The sequence below is a fragment of the Marinomonas foliarum genome, from assembly GCF_016906065.1.
GTDB classification, from domain to species: domain Bacteria; phylum Pseudomonadota; class Gammaproteobacteria; order Pseudomonadales; family Marinomonadaceae; genus Marinomonas; species Marinomonas foliarum.
Genome location: NZ_CP070273.1, coordinates 773,315 through 789,642, shown reverse-complemented (window position 1 = coordinate 789,642; position 16,328 = coordinate 773,315). Strand labels below are relative to the sequence as shown.

Here is a 16,328-nt window from a genome sequence, read left to right as displayed (position 1 = left end):
GATGTTCTAGCCAAAAAATATACAAAACACCAATGCGTTATGAAGCATTTTTAAAAGGCGTTACTCTGCCACATTAGCACAGTGGGAGTAAGCTACAAACAGAAATATTACCCTTATAACCAAGGCGGATTTTGGTCTCTTTTATGTCAGTGTCCAAGCAAAAAGATGTCGCTAAGAGATAATCAATTAAAATGTATTAAAGGCTGCTACGTCGCTTTAATCACGCACTTCTTAGGAACCTGTTGGGTAATGCAATGAATGTTTCCGCCACCTAACAATATGTTGCGCGCGTAAACGCCTATTAGTTTATGATCGGGAAACGCTGTTTGCAGAATTTGTTGTGCTTGTTTGTCTGTGCTAATGCCAAAGATAGGAAAGACAATATGATCATTGGTTATTAAAAAATTGGCATAAGAAGCTGCTAGGCGTTCTCCTGCTTGACGATTCATCGAATCACTCTCTATTAGGTTTTTGGCTTCGTCTTCTGAAACAAATAGTGGTCCTGGTAGTGGGAGTTTAATAATCTCTAGTGCTCGACCTTTTGCATCATGGCATTGGCTGAGTACTTTTAGTGCCGCTTTACTAATTGCGTACTGCGGGTCACTTGGATCTTCACAATCTGTTAACGCAACCACGCCTGGGCGAATGACGTGCATGATGTTATCGACGTGGCCATTTGTTTCATCGTTATAAAGGCCGCTTTTAAGCCAAATGATTTTTTCAACATTCAAATAGGACTTTAGTAGGTCTTCAATGTCTTCTTTGCTTAAATTCGGATTACGACTTGGGTGGAGTAAACATTCTTCAGTGGTATAAAGTGTGCCTTCGCCATCCACATGAATAGAGCCTCCCTCTAGAATAAGAGGGACAAAATAGACGTCGTCATTGGTAACCTCAGCCATTTTTTCAGCAACAGCATTATCTTGTTCCCAAGAATCGTATAAACCGTCTAGCTCGCCACCCCATGCATTAAACTCCCAGTTATTCGCTCGGCGTTCACCCTTGTCGTTAACAACGTAAGTAGCGCCTATATCACGCATCCAGCAATCATCCGATGGAATCTCAATGACTCGGATATGGCTTAGTAGTGCACGGCGAGCCTCATCAAAATATTTTGCGTCGACAATAAAGGTCACATCGGTTGCTTGAGCAATAGCTGTGGCCACCGCAACAAATTCAGCCTGAGCTGGTCTACCGTTATCTCGCCAATTATCCTCGCGGGTTGGCCAAGCCATCCATACTTGCTCTTGCGGTTCGTGTTCCGCAGGCATACGAAAACCATCTAATTTTGGGGAGGTAGAAAGCGACTGGCTCATAGGGGATCCTTCGTTAAGCTTGAAAACCTTTTTAGGATAAAGGTTTTCGCCAATTCTATGGGAGAGGCACAAACATTCAAGTGGATTTTTATCTATTTTGCTGTAAATGAGTTGTTAGGGTCACATTTCTTCCGTCTTTACAATTGCTCGACGGAAAGGCTTACCGAGGATTTTTGTAAAAAATACTGGATAGAGGCTAGCTAAGTCAGCTTATTTTATAATGAATTTATAATATTTCTTTATTTATCAATTGGTTATGGATTAACTTAAAAACTGGCATGGCCTTCGCAATAGTCTTAGGGAATCAACAGCAAAGGCCGAATGTATGGTGCTTAGCTGATTGAGTTAATTAGTGAGGCGACAGGCAATAGTGCTGAACGTCCTCAATATTTTAGAAGTTAAATGGAGGTTACCATTATGAATATTAAACGCACTCTACTAAATACTGCTTTGGTTCTTGTTACTGCTGGTACATTGGCTGCATGTGATCAGAGCTCTGATGACAACAAAGTAGAAGACGCAATGTCCAATGCTGGTGATGCTGTTGAGCAAACTATGGATGATGCTGGTGATGCGCTAAACAACGCTGGCAATTCAATTGAAGACACCATGACCGATACAGGTAACGCCATCGAAGATAAGTGTGAAGAAGCAAAAGAAGGCATGAACGCCAAAGACACTGATTGCTAAAATGAGCAGAAAAAAGGCCGAGTGATCGGCCTTTTTTCTAACATTTTTTAAATGTGGCTTTTATTGCTTTATAAAATGTGGCTTTTATTGCTTTATAAAAAGTCAGTCTGGTCGTATTTATCGAGCTTGTTATAGAGCGTTTTGATACTGATACCAAGTTGATTAGCTGTATCCGTCCTGTTGCCTTCGTTATTTTTGAGGGTTTTTAAGATGGCAATTTTTTCGATGTTATCAAGACGCATTCCAAAAGGAATGCCAGACGTTTTATTGGTTTCAGCTTGGCTATTAAGTGCATTGGTAATTAGGTGTTCTGGGAGAATGGTTTGATCCGCCAAAATATAGGCACGCTCAATAGCGTGTTTTAGTTCACGGACATTACCAGGCCAAGAGTATTGGCCAATTTTCTCTAGGCTTGAGGCTGATAGTTGCTTTTGTTGACCATCTTGCGCGTTTCGGTAAGCCAAAAAGTGTTGTGCCAGACCGCATGCGTCGCCTTGTCTGTCTCTTAATGGCGGCGACATAATAGGGAATTGCGCTAGACGAAAATAAAGATCTTCACGGAAGATATCGTCACGAATAGCGTCACTTAGTACACGATTAGTCGCGGCAACAATTCGAACATTGGTTTTTTTGACTTGCTGAGCGCCAACGGGTTTGTATTCACCGCTTTCAAGTACTCGTAGTAGTTTTACTTGATACTCAAAAGGCATTTCAGTGACTTCATCCAAAAATAATGTTCCGCCTTCTGCTTGCTCGAAAACGCCTTGGTGATCTTTATGTGCGCCAGTGAAAGCACCTTTAACGTGACCAAACAGTTCGCTATCAATCAGCTCTGGGCTTAGTGCGCCGCAGTTGATTGCAACAAATGGACCTTCTGCTCGCGGACTAACCACGTGAAGAGTGTTGGCAATGAGTTCTTTACCTGTGCCACTTTCTCCAATGATGAAGGCGTTGGTGTTGGTGCTGGCTACTTTGCGGATGGTTCGATAAAGCGAATGCATAGCGCAAGAAGAGCCGACTAGTAAACCAAATTGGTCTAGGTAGCTTGCTTGCGGATTATTGTATTGCATTGGCACACTTAGCTCGTTGAAGACTTCATTAAGTGAAGATTCAACCGACTTAACGTTGAATGGAGCACGATAGTGAAATCCAGCGCCTTTTTGAATAAGGCGATCCAACATTGGGTCTGGTTCGCCCTTACTGAAAAAAAGAAACTCGGTTTGAGAAAGTAGTGGGTGATCAACGAGTCCTTGCAGTGAATCGCCATCGGCAGGGTTCACTTCAATAATGGCGACATCACATTGGCTAATAGCAAGTTGTTGCAGCCAGCTTTCTTCTTGATAGCTGACGTTCAATTCATATTGTTGAACGCCTTTTAGCGCTAGCAAGTCTGAAGCCAATAATGGATCTTGAACATGCAAAAAGAGCTTTGGTAAAGACATCATCGTTTTCCCTGAATGAATAGAGTGCAAATTTGTAGGGCCATAAAATCATAGGCCTACAGGTGATCAAAGGGGTAAGCCCATGACTTTTCATGAAACACGGTATTAATCATCCGTATTTGCACAAAGCTCACCCTTTTTTGAAAGGAGCCAGTGGTGATAAATGATAGAGGTTTAGCGACAAGGTCACTGTCAAATAAAGACACGGGGTTGATTTATGACATGATCTCTATGTGTTTTGATGGTTTTTTTGCCAATGTGAACTTGTCTGAACAGGTTGACAACACGCTTGATAAACATGGCTTTAAGAAGCTGTCTAATTTGTTTCGCCGCTTGGCCGATCGGCTACTCTCTTTTGTTGGTAATGTGCTGGAAGACTCAAAGCTGATGACCCAAGATGCAGGTCGTATTACTAGTGAATATTTGGCGGCGCTTAGTGCCAATACAGGTCAGGATCTCGTGAATCGTGTAATGCTGGTAAATGAGCAGGGTTTAAAAAGAATAGAGGCGTTGCTACGACAGCTAGGTGACAAGGTCTTTGCCAATATCATCGCAGATTATTTGGTCTTTTTACGAAGAGGATTGGATAACGTGAAGCAATGGCGTAGTAACGCCAAGGTCATTCAACGCTAGAGTGGTAGTCGTAGGAATTGTATAACCCACGAAACTGGCCTAATTGTTGTGACAGTTAGGCCATATGCCTAGATGGGGTTATTCGTCATCCACGACTCTAAAGTCTAACCTACCAACAATAGAACCTTTATTGTCATGGGTAGCAACCGTAAAGTCAGCATCATTTTTCTCTCTATTAGGATTGATTGTCGCAATAACCTTGTTATTCACAATCAACTGATAGGTTTCAGAAAAAGTAATGTTCAAATCTTCTGACTTTGGGTCTTCAAACAGAATATTATCTTTTAATCGAATTGCTCTACTTTCCCCACGGATCCATTGGCCAACCAAAGGTTGTGCTTTAAAGGTTTGGTTGCCATGGGTAATGGTCGTTTCAGACAAGAAAATCCGAATCAAATCTCCGTTTAATGCCACTTTCTGGCGATCATCAACACGCGCATTCAAAGAGGCCAATGTAGAGTTTGTTTTGCTCACATAAGATCGAAGCTGCTGAGTTGCATCATTTATCTGGTTAGAAGATAAGTTGTTAACGTTGGAAATGCTTGGTAACTGAGGCGCTTTCCCTGTACGGTTTGTGAGTTCTGTATAGTTTGCTTTAGCCAATGCTTGTTGAGCTCTAAGCTGTTTGGTCAAACTATCAACCGAGCTAACATTGTTAAGCGGATTCGATGTGCTTTCGTTTGATGTATTGTCGTTAGTAGAAGTAGTCGGTGCGACAACTGTTGATTTTGTAGATTCTACCGGCGTGTTGTTTGACACGTTTTGATCGACACTGTCTGTTTTAGACGTTGATAAGTCTTGAAAAATTGGCATCGAGCAGGCGCTAATGAAGAGCGTTGCAAGTAAAAGGCCAGAACGAAGTATAAGCATTAACTAATCCTGAGATTAAAGGCGAAAAAATAGACCACTAAGTATGAGGTATGGCGGGTGCTATGTCGAGAAAAGCGTTAGAGACAAGCAAAATACTTGCCTCTAACGTTAGTTTATTGTTGAGATTGATTCCACAGGATGCATTCGTCCAGTGTTACGCCTTGTCCGCCAAAAATATCTAAAGCGCTACCTATGGTCAGATCGACTTTCCCAGAGGACAATTCGCTGACACGTTTAAGGTCAGATAAAGAGCGAGCACCTCCAGCATAGGTCACAGCAACCGGACAACCTTGGCCTAGCAACTGGACCAATTCTTCATCAATGCCCGCTTGCAAGCCTTCAACATCAGCTGCATGGATCAAAAATTCATCGCAATGGTTTGCCAATTCAATGAGATTTTCTTGGTTAACTTGTGTCGAAGTAATAGTTTGCCAGCGATCTGTGGCAATGTACCAGCCATCTTTTGTACGGCGGCAACTTAAGTCTAAAACCAGTCTCTCAGTGCCTGTTTCACGTTTGATTTTATCTAATCTGTCCCAGGAAAACTCGCCATTTTCAAACAAATAAGAGGTCACAATGACGTGAGAAGCACCAGCATTTAAATAACTTGCCGCGTTATTGCTGTTAACACCTCCGCCAAACTGTAGGCCGTTCGGGTAGGCGCGCAATGCACTAAGCGCTTCTTCTTGGTTACCCTTACCTAAGGCAATGACATGCCCACCAAGTAAGTTATGTTCTTGGTACATGTGGGCATAATGTTCTGCGTTAAATTCGCTGATAAAGTTTTCAGTGGCGCCTTTGTCATTCAGGCTGCCCCCTATAATTTGCTTAACCTTGCCTTGGTGTAGATCGATACAAGGGCGGAACTGGGTCACAAAAAACTCCTATTAGGTCTCAAATATTTCGGCGATTGTAACTGATAATGTACAGAGAAACGATGCGCCAAAGCAAACACTTCTTAAGCCTGTTACAATGGCCAATTAAAATAGATACCTAGACAGAATAAAGCAATCTTATGCTGCAAATTACTCTCGCCGTGGCGATCCCAGACCACGAAATAGAACTAACCGCTATTCGAGCACAAGGTGCAGGCGGCCAAAACGTCAATAAAGTCTCTTCTGCTATCCACCTAAGATTTAATGTGGCTGCTTCGTCGCTCCCTGAATTTTATAAAGAGCGTTTGTTGGCACTAAATGACTCTCGATTAACGAAAGAGGGTGATATTGTGCTTAAGGCACAACAACATCGCACACAGGAGTTAAATCGAGAAGACGCATTAGCAAGACTGAAAGAGCTGATTCTTGAAGCAACTCGGGTCCAAAAAGCACGTCGACCAACCAAACCAACACGTTCTTCACAGAAAAAACGCGTTGATCAGAAAAAGCAAAAAGGGCAAATTAAAAACTTACGCCGGAGCAATTGGGATTAATCAACTCACTTCATCGTAAGGCTAGTGGAGATAGGATAGTGCTAAGAAAAATGCGCCAAGAAGAATTTCTCAGCTATCGTGATTATTTTATCGCCGATTACAGTCAAGAAATTTCATTAAATTATAGTCGTACCATGGCGGATTCTGTCTCGATAGCGGAACAAGATTTGCTGCGCAGTTTTCCTGATGGTGTTGAAAGCAAGGGGCAGGAGTTAGTCTGTATTGAAGCTAAGGTTGCTGGCCAGATTATTGTGGTTGGGTATCTTTGGTACACCATAAACATAGAAGACCAAACGGCGTTTATTTGCGATTTTTATATTACCGAGCCTCATCGCAGTAAACAATTTGGTAGACATGCCATGAGTGAGCTTGAAGAACAGCTTAAAAATAACGGTATTCATCAGATAAAGCTCAGAGTGGCTTATTATAATAAACGCGCCTTTGCCTTATACGAAAAAATAGGTTTTGTGGTGACCGGTTATAATATGTCTAAGAACATTGTCTAAAAGTAGTGGTCTGCAAATTATGTCAGAAACGCATAAAACCGATCCCAATATAAAAAGCCCTTGTATTCGTCAGTGCTGCCTTGATGACGACGAGATTTGTGTGGGGTGCTATCGAACCATGAAGGAAATCATGGCTTGGCAACAATCAAATCAAAGTGAAAAATCAGCTATTTTGGCTAATTGCTCAGCACGTAAACAGAAACACGACTCCCTTTATCATTAATATTCTCTCCAGCAATTTTCAATATTTACGTCCTCGCCATTACCTTATTTAGCGTACTCAGTTCTTCTTTAAATTCATTTTTCAAATTTCTTTGTAAGAAAGTGATATCTGCCCACGTCTAATCTTCAGAAACAGAATATGAGCGCTTGGACCTTTCCAAGTTTTTAGATGATATAGGTAGGTAACTTACCTTGATTGCAGAATTACAAGTATGGCTAACATCGGGAACAGCGTCGCTCACCTTGTTGTGCGTTGGTATTGTGCTCTTGTCTTATTTACTCGAAGACCTTGCCATCGCAACAGCGGCGACCTTGTCTGCCCATGGGGACTTGCCTTCATCACTTGCCTTAATGTCGATTTTTATCGGCATCGCGACAGGGGACTTGGGCTTGTATGTCTTGGGACGTTACGCTCGAAAAGTCAGATGGTTACGCTATCGAGCCTTAACCAATTCTTCGTTTAAAGTCGTGAGACAAAAGCTGATTCAACGTGCTTTTTTAAACCTTTTCTTAATTCGTTTTATCCCCGGCTTAAGAACCATTGGTTTTACCTTAAGTGGTTTTCTCGTCATTCCATTACCTGTCTTTTTTAGCGCTGTTCTGCTTGCTACTTCAATTTGGACGCTGGTGGTGTTCACACTGATTTATCAAATAGGCAGCAGTGTTTTTATGCAGGTGTCAGAACTGAAATGGCTGCTTATTCCTGTGGCATTTGGCCTGTTGTTTTTAATGAATCGTTTTCTTAATAAATCGTTTACGCGAGGTATGTCATGAGTGCCATGGTTGAGGGGCAGTTCATTGCGCCAAATAAAATTAATGCTGGAATGCCGCTACTCCAAGTTGAAGAAGAAGCGAGTATTTCGCCCTATGAATTCATGCCAAGTTGGTTTTTTTACGCCCCAGTTGTCGTGCAGAGTTTGTTTCTTGGGCTGCGTCACGGTGATGTTTGTTTACCTTTAATCGCTAACCCAAGCATCAAGTTGAGCGGCATGGTGGGCGAATCCAAAACAGACATATTAAATTTGGCTGGTCCGGTAGCCAAGAAATGGATCGAACCTTTTATTACCCTGACAAAAAACCAAGAAAGCGTTGCTGTGCAATTCGAAAACGCACAGCAAGCAATGGACGTTGCTCAGTTGTCATTTCCCATTGTGGCTAAGCCTGATTTAGGTTGTCGTGGTGTTGGCGTCAAGCTACTGAAATCCGCAGCGCAACTTCATGAATATATTGAAACGTTTCCTATCTCCGCTCAGTTTCTACTGCAACGTAAAGCGCCATATCAAGCGGAAGCAGGCGTCTTCTATGTGCGTTATCCAGGGCAAGAACAGGGCGAGATTATTTCCATTACCTTGAAATACACCCCCAGTGTCGTTGGTGACGGCACGCACAGTTTGAGACAGCTGATTGAGCGTTGCCCACGAGCCGGTCAGTTAGCGCATTTGTATTTCCCACGTCATACACAAAAGCTGGATTGGATTCCCGCAGACGGTGAGGAATATCCTCTCGCGTTTGCTGGCAGTCACAGCCGTGGCTCGATTTTTCGTAATGGCAATCAATACATCACGCAAGCATTAACGCGAAAATTGGATGAGATCTTAAAAGACGTTGATGGCTACTACTACGGCCGTTTAGACATCAAGTTTGCCGACATTGAGTCTTTCATGGCAGGCGAAAACTTTTCTATTTTAGAAATGAATGGTGCCAGCAGCGAAGCGACCCATATTTGGGACCGCAATACCAAGTTATCCGACATTTTTAGCACCTTGCTAAAGCAGTATCGAATTTTATTCGAGATAGGTGCCTTGCAGAAAAAGCGTGGTTTTAAATCACCGACCATTCGAACTTTGTTAAAAGCGTGGCGAGAAGAAAAAGCACTTATTCAGCATTATCCGGCTACTGATTAAATTAAGAGACGTTCTTGTAAGGAAAACCTATGCAATCGGTATTGAAAAAAAGACAAGTCAGAGACTTCCCAGCAGCGACCTATGCGCCAACGGTGCAAGGTTGTCTTGAGGTGTTTGCTCAGGCGTCTCGTTGCTTACAGATGCTCGACGATGACGCTTATCAAGCGTCGATGAAGCCTGTGGTGAGCAGTTCTATTGGTGAGCATTTTCGTCATTGGTTAGATGCCTTTAATGCCGTTTATCAAGCGGGAATAGTGATTGATTATAACCAACGTCGTCGTGGTCATAGGGTGGAAACATCGCGCTCTGTTGCCTTAGTTGAAATCGACGAGCTGACAAACTGGCTTACTGGCTTATCGGAAAAAGAGCTTAAGAAAAACGTGAATGTTTTGACCGAAGTCTCTGTTTTGCATACGCAAGCCTGTCTCATGTCTTCGACCTTGGAACGCGAAATTACTTTTGCGGCACAGCACGCCAATCACCATTTTGCCATGGTAAAAATCGCGGCGAATCTAATGAATAAGCCAATTGATGACGACTTTGGTATTGCGCCAGCCACCGCAACGTTTTTAAGAGGGCAATAATTATGTGTTCGGTTTCTTGGTGGATTGATGAATCAGGTTATCAATTATTCTTCAATCGTGATGAGCAAAAAGCACGAGCTCCCGCCTTGTCGCCTCAGTCTTTTGCTCTGCAAGGCATCCAAGTTCTCATGCCGATTGATCCTGTGGGCAAGGGTAGTTGGATTAGCTTAAACGAGGCCGGTGTGTCTTTGTGTTTGCTAAATAACTATCAAGGCAAAACGCCGTCAGGCCAACTGACGAGCCGTGGGCAATTGGTCAAGCAATTATCCAGTGCCACAGGGCTTGCCCAAATTGAATGGCAGTTTGCTCAGCTGGACCTGCAACAGTTTGCCCCTTTTACCTTGCTGGCTTTTGAGCTGGGTAATAGCAAGGTTAGAGAGTTTCAATGGGATGGTGAAAACGCATCGATTCTTTATGCCCAATCACCGCATTTTTCGTCTGCAGTGGAGCTAGAAGGAGTCACGGCCTATCGACAATCCGTCTATGAGGAACTCGCTGTCGAAAGCGCTGACGATTTGCTGTTGTTTCATTCTCAGCACCATCCAGAGCAGTCTCATTTCTCGGTTTGTATGCACAGAGAAGATGCTCAAACCGTTAGCTTTACTCGCATTCAGGTCGCAAAAGACAATTTTCAAATGAGCTATGTGGCCGGATCGCCTTGCTCGAATTTAACGCCACAAGCGTTGGCGTCTCAGAGCTATTACTTTCAAGGCAATGGTTTTCAAAGCAATCGTTCTCAAGACACGTGTTTTCACGAAAAGGTTTCCCTCGTTAGTGGTTCTTATTAATCAAAATTTAGGAGTTGTTATGACGCGTTTAATGATGCTTTTAGCCTTGTTTATGAGCAGTCTGGCGTTTGCGCAAGATGAAATTTACACCGGCTATTTTAGTAATAAAGCACTTAGCGGCTATGACACGGTTGCTTACTTTACGGACCAAAAACCGGTCGAAGGCAGTTCCAAGTTCGTCACTGAATATAAAGGCGCTGATTGGTATTTTGCCTCGCAACAGCATCTCGATATGTTCAAAGCTGAACCGGAAAAATACGCTCCGCAATATGGTGGATATTGCGCTTGGGCTGTGTCTGCCAAGAACGACTTCGCCTCTTCTGATCCAAAAGATTGGGCCGTGGTCGATGGCAAGCTGTATCTGAATTATGACGACAACATTAAACGCAAGTGGGATCAAGATCCTGCGTTGCACATCAAACAAGCGGATGCCAATTGGCCAAGCCTGATCGGTAAAAAATAATACTTATAAATAAGGTCAATAAAATGAATAAGCAAATTGTGAAATATGTACCAACGGTGTTTATCGCCTTTGTGTTTGTGCAGTCGCTGTTTTTTAAATTCACTGGTTCCTACGAAACCGACCATATCTTCGGCGTGTTGGGTGCTTGGTCTGGTTTGGAATTCTTCGGTCATTACGGTGGTTACATTATTGGGGGGGCCGAACTGATTGCTGCGGTTTTGCTCTTTACTCGTTGGCATGGTTTGGGGGCTTTGATGGCGGTGGGAATAATGTCTGGTGCGATTATTTTTCACCTTTTTACTCCGCTTGGCGTGGTAATGCCTGAGTTTAATGCAGCCGGTGAAGTCGTCGGCAATGACGGTGGTTTGCTGTTTATTATGGCGTGTTTGGTTTGGTTATGTGCTGCGTTTTTATCGCTTCGGGATCTAAAAAATCCACAAGGCATCCTAAACAAAATTATCAATAGCGGAGTCTGATTATGTTAGCCAGTCCTTTTCGTCTAAAAAGAGTCACACCATTTGGCGTTGGCGAATCCGTTCTTGAATGGGCGACAGGACTCGCTAAATTAGACCGCTTGTATCAGCAACGGCCCAGCAGCCAGACCAGCTTTGAATTTATGCGTTACACCCTTGAGGCGTTGAACATTGATTATTCCATTGCCAAAGGTGCCGCTGAGGATATTCCCCAAAATGGGCCTGTGGTCATTGTTGCCAACCATCCTCTTGGCGCGATTGAAGGTGTGGTCTTGGCGGACCTAGTTGGACGCGTTCGCAGTGATGTAAAAGTACTGGCCAATGAGTTACTTAAGCGTTTACCAGAAATCAGTGACTTATTTATTGGCGTGGATGTTTTTGGCGGTAAATCGGCGCAACGTACCAATGGCAAGGCGATTCGAGATGCTCATCGCCATTTGGCTGAGGGCGGTGTGTTAATTGTTTTTCCTGCAGGGGAAGTGTCCACTTATCCGAAAAAATCTAATGATCAGTCAGCAGAAAAGTCGATAGAAAAGCAGGCGTTAGCCGACATCGAATGGAGTCAGTCGGTCGCTAATTTCTTAAAGCGCAGCGAAGCGACGACGGTGCCGATTTTTATTAATGGCAAAAATAGTGAGTTGTTTTATCAAGCCGGTCGCATCCATCCTTTGCTACGAACCGCTATGTTGGGCCGAGAACTGCTTAATAAAAAATCCTCAGTCATTGAGATTTCTATCGGCAGTGCCATACCGTTTGCGGAAGTGAGCCAGTTTGAAAGCAATCAAGACCTTGTTAGCTACTTACGTTTGAATACCTATTTAATGAGCCCTCAACATGCTCAGGAATCGGTTGTCCAAGATGACAACAAAGATTTGCCCATCATCGAGCCGATTGATCCGAGTCTTTTAGAGAGTGAAATTGCTAATCTGCCAGGCGATATGCTGTTGGTGGAGCAAGGCGAGTTCAGTGTTTATTGCGCTCCGACGCAATCTATCCCCTTGCTGATGCAAGACATTGGCCGTATCCGCGAAGAAAACTTCCGCGCGGTGGGCGAGGGTAGTGGTTTGGCCTGTGACGTGGATGAATACGACCTTTACTACCATCAATTGTTTGTTTGGCATCATGGTAATAAAGAAGTCGTTGGGGCCTATCGAATGGGGCTGGTGGATAAACTTATTGAAGCGCATGGCTTAAAAGGTTTGTATTCGCGCAGCTTGTTTAACTATGACCAAGCATTTATTGATAGCCTGGATCACAGCATTGAAATGGGTCGATCGGTTGTCGCGGCTAAGTATCAAAAGAATTTAAATTCGCTGCTCTTGCTATGGAAGGGGATTGCTACCTTTGCTTCTCGCAACCCAAAATATACGCATTTATTTGGCCCTGTCAGCATCAGTAATGAATACAGCCATACGGCACGTCAATTGATCGCCGCAACCTTGTCGATTCATTATTACGATAAAGAAAAAGCCAGCTTGGTGATGCCATCGACGCCACTGCGCAACAGCGGGTCGGTATTTTGGCAGCCTAATTTGTTGTCTTCCTTGGCGAGTGTCACCTTGCTTTCTAAAGTCTTATCGCGAATGGAACAGGGCAAAGGTTTGCCCGTATTGATTCGTCAGTACTTAAAAATGAACGGTAAGCTGGTGTGCTTTAATGTCGACCCAGCTTTTAATAATTCATTGGATGGCCTGATCGTGGTGAATTTAAAAGAAGTGCCTCTGTCTATTTTGGCAAAATACATGGGACAAGACGACGCTAAGGTATATTTAGAAACAGTCTTGAAAAAATAGCCAAAGAGATAGCCAAATAAATAGCAATCATGGAGGCTGAACGAAATGCGTCACAGCCTCCATGATCATGTTTGGTTTTTTATCTTCATGTTTTAGAACCCTTTCATTACCTCTTTAAAACAACCTTTTTTACTACTTATTCCTTTCACTCTCTTTATCTTGATCTAACGCAATGTTTTGGATCGCTTCTGCACTCATAATCTGGACTTATAGTAAGCCTTGAAATGTTTTGAGGCTTCGGTGGGCGTTGGATAACAAGAACACTCAATCAAATAAGTGTCTACGATCGTCTTTTTTCTCAATCAAATGAATGGGTTGAAGTTATATGATTAACGAAGCTGTAGTGGAATTATCGCGATTTCAGTTTGCTTTCACTGCTCTGTACCACTATTTGTTTGTCCCTTTAACACTGGGGATGGCTTTCTTACTGGCAATCATGGAGTCTGTCTATGTCATTACGGGTAAGCAAGTCTACAAAGACATGGTTAAGTTCTGGGGTAAACTTTTTGGTATTAACTTTGCGCTAGGTGTAACAACGGGTTTGACAATGGAGTTCCAGTTCGGGACTAACTGGTCTTACTACTCTCATTACGTCGGCGATATTTTTGGTGCCCCTTTGGCCATTGAAGGCTTAATGGCTTTCTTCCTTGAGTCGACATTGGTTGGTTTATTTTTCTTTGGCTGGGATCGCCTCAGTAAAGTGAAACATTTAATGGTGACTTGGGGCGTAGCGCTAGGTTCTAACTTGTCAGCTTTGTGGATCTTGATCGCCAATGGTTGGATGCAAAACCCAGTAGGATCAGAGTTCAACTACGAAACCATGCGTATGGAGCTCGTCGACTTTGGTGCTTTGATATTAAACCCAGTGGCGCAGGTGAAATTTGTTCACACCGTATCAGCAGGCTACACAACAGGGGCGATGTTTGTTCTGGTTATTTCAAGCTACTACTTATTGAAAGGCCGTGACCTTGCATTTGCTCGCCGTTCTTTCGCTATCGCTTCAGCGTTTGGTTTAGCGTCTATCTTGAGCGTTATCCTTCTAGGTGACGAATCTGGTTACGAGCTAGGCGAAGTGCAAAAAGTGAAATTAGCAGCGGTTGAAGCGGAGTGGGAAACACAAGAAGCACCAGCAGACTTCACCTTAATCGGCTTTCCAAACCAAGAGCTTGAAGAAACCGAGTTTGCTATCAAAATTCCTGGTCTAATGGGCTTGATCGCAACACGCTCTCTAGACAAAGAAGTAACAGGCATCAAAGAGCTGAAAGAGCATAACCGCCAACGAATTATCAATGGTATTTATGCCAACCAGTTGCTTGAGAAGTTACGCAGCGGTTCAACGGATCCGCTAGTAAAAGAAAACTTCGAGAAAGTAAAAGACGATCTTGGTTACGGATTGTTGGTAACAGCATTCAATGAAGACATGAACAAAGTGACATCTGAAGAGATCGATCAAGCGGTTGAATACTCTATTCCGCAAGTTGCGCCATTGTTCTTTGCCTTCCGCATCATGGTCGGCTGTGGTTTCCTAATGTTGTTTGTCTTCGCTGCTGCTTTTTACCAAAACGCGCGTCGTCGCATTGGTCAAAGTCCTTTGTTCCTGAAATTTATCGTAATTTGTTTGCCGCTTCCTTGGATTGCCAATGAAGCAGGTTGGTTTGTTGCGGAATACGGTCGTCAGCCTTGGGCTATTGGTGAAATATTACCGGTTCATGTTGCGGTCTCTAGCTTAACAGCCACAGAAATCTGGATCAGCCTTGCAGGCTTCGGGCTTCTTTATACAGCGTTCCTAATTGCTGAGATGTACTTGATGATTCGCTTTGCGAAACAAGGCCCTTCTAGCTTGCATACTGGACGTTACGCACTTGAACAAGAAACGGCTCAGCTAAAACAAGGGGTGTAAGATGGATTACGAATTATTAAAAGTGATTTGGTGGGTGTTGATCGGTGTTCTACTGATTGGCTTCTCCGTGACAGACGGTTTTGACATGGGCGTAGGCAGTCTGCTTAAAGTGATCGGTGGAACAGACTCTGAACGCCGAATCATGATCAACTCGATTGCGCCTCACTGGGACGGCAACCAAGTTTGGTTTATTACAGCTGGCGGTGCGTTATTTGCCGCTTGGCCTGTGGTGTACGCGACAGCGTTCTCTGGCTTTTACTTTGCAATGTTGTTGGTATTGGCCGCGTTGTTCTTCCGTCCAATCGGCTTTGACTACCGTTCTAAACTCGAAAATACTAAATGGCGAACAAGCTGGGACTGGGGAATCACTTTTGGGTCAGCCGTTCCGCCAATCATTTTCGGTGTGGCGTTTGGTAACTTGCTGCAAGGCGTGCCGTTCGAATTTGATCAATACATGCGTGCAACTTACACCGGTTCTTTCTTTGCTCTGCTAAACCCATTTGCGATTCTTTGTGGTTTGGTCAGCTTGTTAATGCTAATGACGCAAGGCGGTGCTTGGTTACAAATGAAGACAGATGATGCGCTACTTGAAAAAGCCAGTCGTATCACGGCAATCACAGGTGCCTTGGCTGCTGTGTTGTTCATCTTGGCGGGTGTGTGGTTGGCTTACGGTATCGATGGTTATGTTTTGACCAGCGCTATCGATGGCAATGCAGTGGTAACACCTTTGATGAAAACAGCCGAAGTTCAAGCTGGTGCTTGGTTGGCTAACTATGACAAAGTGCCTGCACTTATGTTGGCTCCGCTTATCGGTATTGCAGGCATGTTGTTCGCAGCACTGACTGCCGTGCTGAGAAAAGGCGCCTTGTCTTTCTTGAGTTCCTCTTTGGGTATTGCCGGCATTATTGTTACAGCGGGTGGGTCAATGTTCCCATTCTTGATGCCGTCTTCAAGTTTTCCAAACATGAGTTTGACTATGTGGGATGCGACATCTAGTGAAAACACCATGATGATTATGTTTGTGGTGGCTTGTATCTTCGTACCGATTGTTCTGGCTTACACGTTATGGAACTACTTTGTGATGTATGGTCGTCTGACTAAGAAACACATCGAAGAAAACAATCATTCACTTTACTAGTCATTGATATAGAAGATAGAGCGCTTTGGGCTCTGTCTTCTAGCAATAAGAGGAATAAGTTATGTGGTATTTTGCTTGGGTTCTAGGCGTATTGTTAGCCTGTTCGTTCGGTATTGTTAATGCCGTATGGTTAGAATTTAGCGGCTACGAAGGTGAAGAGGAGCAGAAGTAAATCCA

At 43.6% G+C, this 16,328-nt stretch carries 19 protein-coding genes; 15 read left to right on the top strand and 4 right to left on the bottom strand.

The features are described 5' to 3' along the window. Nucleotides 1-206: 206 nt before the first annotated feature. Entirely contained in the window at nucleotides 207-1,316 is a 1,110-nt protein-coding gene (gene aguA / locus JSY38_RS03660) for an agmatine deiminase (protein ID WP_205115298.1), read from the bottom strand. A gap of 417 nt (nucleotides 1,317-1,733) precedes the next feature. On the opposite strand from aguA, the gene JSY38_RS03655 reads away from it, so the two are divergent. Then, nucleotides 1,734-2,006, top strand: coding sequence for a hypothetical protein (locus JSY38_RS03655; RefSeq protein ID WP_114411813.1), 273 nt, complete (start codon nucleotides 1,734-1,736; stop codon nucleotides 2,004-2,006). 92 nt (nucleotides 2,007-2,098) lie between these two features. On the opposite strand, the gene JSY38_RS03650 is transcribed toward JSY38_RS03655, so the two are convergent. Then, the gene (locus JSY38_RS03650; RefSeq protein WP_239544298.1) at nucleotides 2,099-3,451 is read right to left on the bottom strand and encodes a sigma-54 interaction domain-containing protein; all 1,353 of its coding nucleotides are present in this window, start codon (nucleotides 3,449-3,451) and stop codon (nucleotides 2,099-2,101) included. Nucleotides 3,452-3,604: 153 nt separating this feature from the next. On the opposite strand from JSY38_RS03650, the gene JSY38_RS03645 reads away from it, so the two are divergent. Continuing rightward, the gene (locus JSY38_RS03645) at nucleotides 3,605-4,081 is read left to right on the top strand and encodes a hypothetical protein (protein WP_205115296.1); all 477 of its coding nucleotides are present in this window, start codon (nucleotides 3,605-3,607) and stop codon (nucleotides 4,079-4,081) included. Between the two features lie 78 nt (nucleotides 4,082-4,159). Here the strand turns inward: JSY38_RS03645 and JSY38_RS03640 are convergent, their stop codons facing one another. Next, nucleotides 4,160-4,951 (bottom strand): hypothetical protein, encoded by a 792-nt coding sequence (locus JSY38_RS03640; RefSeq protein ID WP_205115295.1) that lies wholly within the window; start codon nucleotides 4,949-4,951, stop codon nucleotides 4,160-4,162. Between the two features lie 113 nt (nucleotides 4,952-5,064). Beyond that, nucleotides 5,065-5,826, bottom strand: coding sequence for a phosphoribosylformimino-5-aminoimidazole carboxamide ribotide isomerase (gene hisA, locus JSY38_RS03635; protein WP_114411817.1), 762 nt, complete (start codon nucleotides 5,824-5,826; stop codon nucleotides 5,065-5,067). Nucleotides 5,827-5,966: 140 nt separating this feature from the next. Between hisA and arfB the strand changes: the two genes are divergently transcribed. The 13 genes from arfB to cydX all read left to right on the top strand — a co-directional run bounded on the left by arfB (nucleotide 5,967) and on the right by cydX (nucleotide 16,323). Continuing rightward, complete coding sequence (gene arfB, locus JSY38_RS03630; RefSeq protein WP_114411818.1) at nucleotides 5,967-6,380, top strand: alternative ribosome rescue aminoacyl-tRNA hydrolase ArfB; 414 nt, start codon at nucleotides 5,967-5,969, stop codon at nucleotides 6,378-6,380. Between the two features lie 50 nt (nucleotides 6,381-6,430). After that, nucleotides 6,431-6,886 (top strand): GNAT family N-acetyltransferase, encoded by a 456-nt coding sequence (locus tag JSY38_RS03625; protein ID WP_114411819.1) that lies wholly within the window; start codon nucleotides 6,431-6,433, stop codon nucleotides 6,884-6,886. A 19-nt stretch (nucleotides 6,887-6,905) separates the two neighbouring features. Further along, entirely contained in the window at nucleotides 6,906-7,109 is a 204-nt protein-coding gene (locus tag JSY38_RS03620) for a DUF1289 domain-containing protein (RefSeq protein WP_205115294.1), read from the top strand. Between the two features lie 191 nt (nucleotides 7,110-7,300). Beyond that, nucleotides 7,301-7,882 (top strand): DedA family protein, encoded by a 582-nt coding sequence (locus JSY38_RS03615; protein ID WP_205115293.1) that lies wholly within the window; start codon nucleotides 7,301-7,303, stop codon nucleotides 7,880-7,882. Then, nucleotides 7,879-9,012: a D-alanine--D-alanine ligase gene (locus tag JSY38_RS03610; RefSeq protein ID WP_205115292.1), complete on the top strand. Its 1,134-nt coding sequence runs from the start codon at nucleotides 7,879-7,881 to the stop codon at nucleotides 9,010-9,012. Before JSY38_RS03615 ends, JSY38_RS03610 begins: the two co-directional genes overlap by 4 nt. A 29-nt stretch (nucleotides 9,013-9,041) precedes the next feature. After that, nucleotides 9,042-9,596, top strand: a complete 555-nt coding sequence (locus JSY38_RS03605; protein ID WP_205115291.1) for a hypothetical protein — start codon at nucleotides 9,042-9,044, stop codon at nucleotides 9,594-9,596. 2 nt (nucleotides 9,597-9,598) lie between these two features. Next, the gene (locus tag JSY38_RS03600) at nucleotides 9,599-10,384 is read left to right on the top strand and encodes an NRDE family protein (RefSeq protein WP_205115290.1); all 786 of its coding nucleotides are present in this window, start codon (nucleotides 9,599-9,601) and stop codon (nucleotides 10,382-10,384) included. Nucleotides 10,385-10,403: 19 nt separating this feature from the next. Next, nucleotides 10,404-10,847 (top strand): YHS domain-containing (seleno)protein, encoded by a 444-nt coding sequence (locus JSY38_RS03595; protein ID WP_205115289.1) that lies wholly within the window; start codon nucleotides 10,404-10,406, stop codon nucleotides 10,845-10,847. A 23-nt stretch (nucleotides 10,848-10,870) separates the two neighbouring features. Then, nucleotides 10,871-11,323: a hypothetical protein gene (locus JSY38_RS03590; protein ID WP_205115287.1), complete on the top strand. Its 453-nt coding sequence runs from the start codon at nucleotides 10,871-10,873 to the stop codon at nucleotides 11,321-11,323. Nucleotides 11,324-11,325: 2 nt separating this feature from the next. Continuing rightward, on the top strand, nucleotides 11,326-13,113 hold the full coding sequence (locus tag JSY38_RS03585) for a lysophospholipid acyltransferase family protein (protein ID WP_205115285.1): 1,788 nt from the start codon (nucleotides 11,326-11,328) through the stop codon (nucleotides 13,111-13,113). Between the two features lie 325 nt (nucleotides 13,114-13,438). Then, nucleotides 13,439-15,013, top strand: coding sequence for a cytochrome ubiquinol oxidase subunit I (locus tag JSY38_RS03580; RefSeq protein ID WP_205115283.1), 1,575 nt, complete (start codon nucleotides 13,439-13,441; stop codon nucleotides 15,011-15,013). Between the two features lies 1 nt (nucleotide 15,014). Continuing rightward, nucleotides 15,015-16,151, top strand: coding sequence for a cytochrome d ubiquinol oxidase subunit II (gene cydB / locus JSY38_RS03575; protein WP_114411829.1), 1,137 nt, complete (start codon nucleotides 15,015-15,017; stop codon nucleotides 16,149-16,151). A 61-nt stretch (nucleotides 16,152-16,212) separates the two neighbouring features. Then, entirely contained in the window at nucleotides 16,213-16,323 is a 111-nt protein-coding gene (gene cydX, locus JSY38_RS03570) for a cytochrome bd-I oxidase subunit CydX (protein WP_110573853.1), read from the top strand. Nucleotides 16,324-16,328 lie beyond the last annotated feature (5 nt).

Coding starts and splice junctions, on each gene's coding strand:
- aguA (WP_205115298.1), bottom strand. CDS start 1,316: ATGAGCCAGTCGCTTTCTACCTCCCCAAAATTAGATGGTTTTCGTATG.
- JSY38_RS03655 (WP_114411813.1), top strand. CDS start 1,734: ATGAATATTAAACGCACTCTACTAAATACTGCTTTGGTTCTTGTTACT.
- JSY38_RS03650 (WP_239544298.1), bottom strand. CDS start 3,451: ATGATGTCTTTACCAAAGCTCTTTTTGCATGTTCAAGATCCATTATTG.
- JSY38_RS03640 (WP_205115295.1), bottom strand. CDS start 4,951: ATGCTTATACTTCGTTCTGGCCTTTTACTTGCAACGCTCTTCATTAGC.
- arfB (WP_114411818.1), top strand. CDS start 5,967: ATGCTGCAAATTACTCTCGCCGTGGCGATCCCAGACCACGAAATAGAA.
- JSY38_RS03625 (WP_114411819.1), top strand. CDS start 6,431: ATGCGCCAAGAAGAATTTCTCAGCTATCGTGATTATTTTATCGCCGAT.
- JSY38_RS03620 (WP_205115294.1), top strand. CDS start 6,906: ATGTCAGAAACGCATAAAACCGATCCCAATATAAAAAGCCCTTGTATT.
- JSY38_RS03610 (WP_205115292.1), top strand. CDS start 7,879: ATGAGTGCCATGGTTGAGGGGCAGTTCATTGCGCCAAATAAAATTAAT.
- JSY38_RS03605 (WP_205115291.1), top strand. CDS start 9,042: ATGCAATCGGTATTGAAAAAAAGACAAGTCAGAGACTTCCCAGCAGCG.
- JSY38_RS03600 (WP_205115290.1), top strand. CDS start 9,599: ATGTGTTCGGTTTCTTGGTGGATTGATGAATCAGGTTATCAATTATTC.
- JSY38_RS03595 (WP_205115289.1), top strand. CDS start 10,404: ATGACGCGTTTAATGATGCTTTTAGCCTTGTTTATGAGCAGTCTGGCG.
- JSY38_RS03590 (WP_205115287.1), top strand. CDS start 10,871: ATGAATAAGCAAATTGTGAAATATGTACCAACGGTGTTTATCGCCTTT.
- JSY38_RS03585 (WP_205115285.1), top strand. CDS start 11,326: ATGTTAGCCAGTCCTTTTCGTCTAAAAAGAGTCACACCATTTGGCGTT.
- JSY38_RS03580 (WP_205115283.1), top strand. CDS start 13,439: ATGATTAACGAAGCTGTAGTGGAATTATCGCGATTTCAGTTTGCTTTC.
- cydB (WP_114411829.1), top strand. CDS start 15,015: ATGGATTACGAATTATTAAAAGTGATTTGGTGGGTGTTGATCGGTGTT.
- cydX (WP_110573853.1), top strand. CDS start 16,213: ATGTGGTATTTTGCTTGGGTTCTAGGCGTATTGTTAGCCTGTTCGTTC.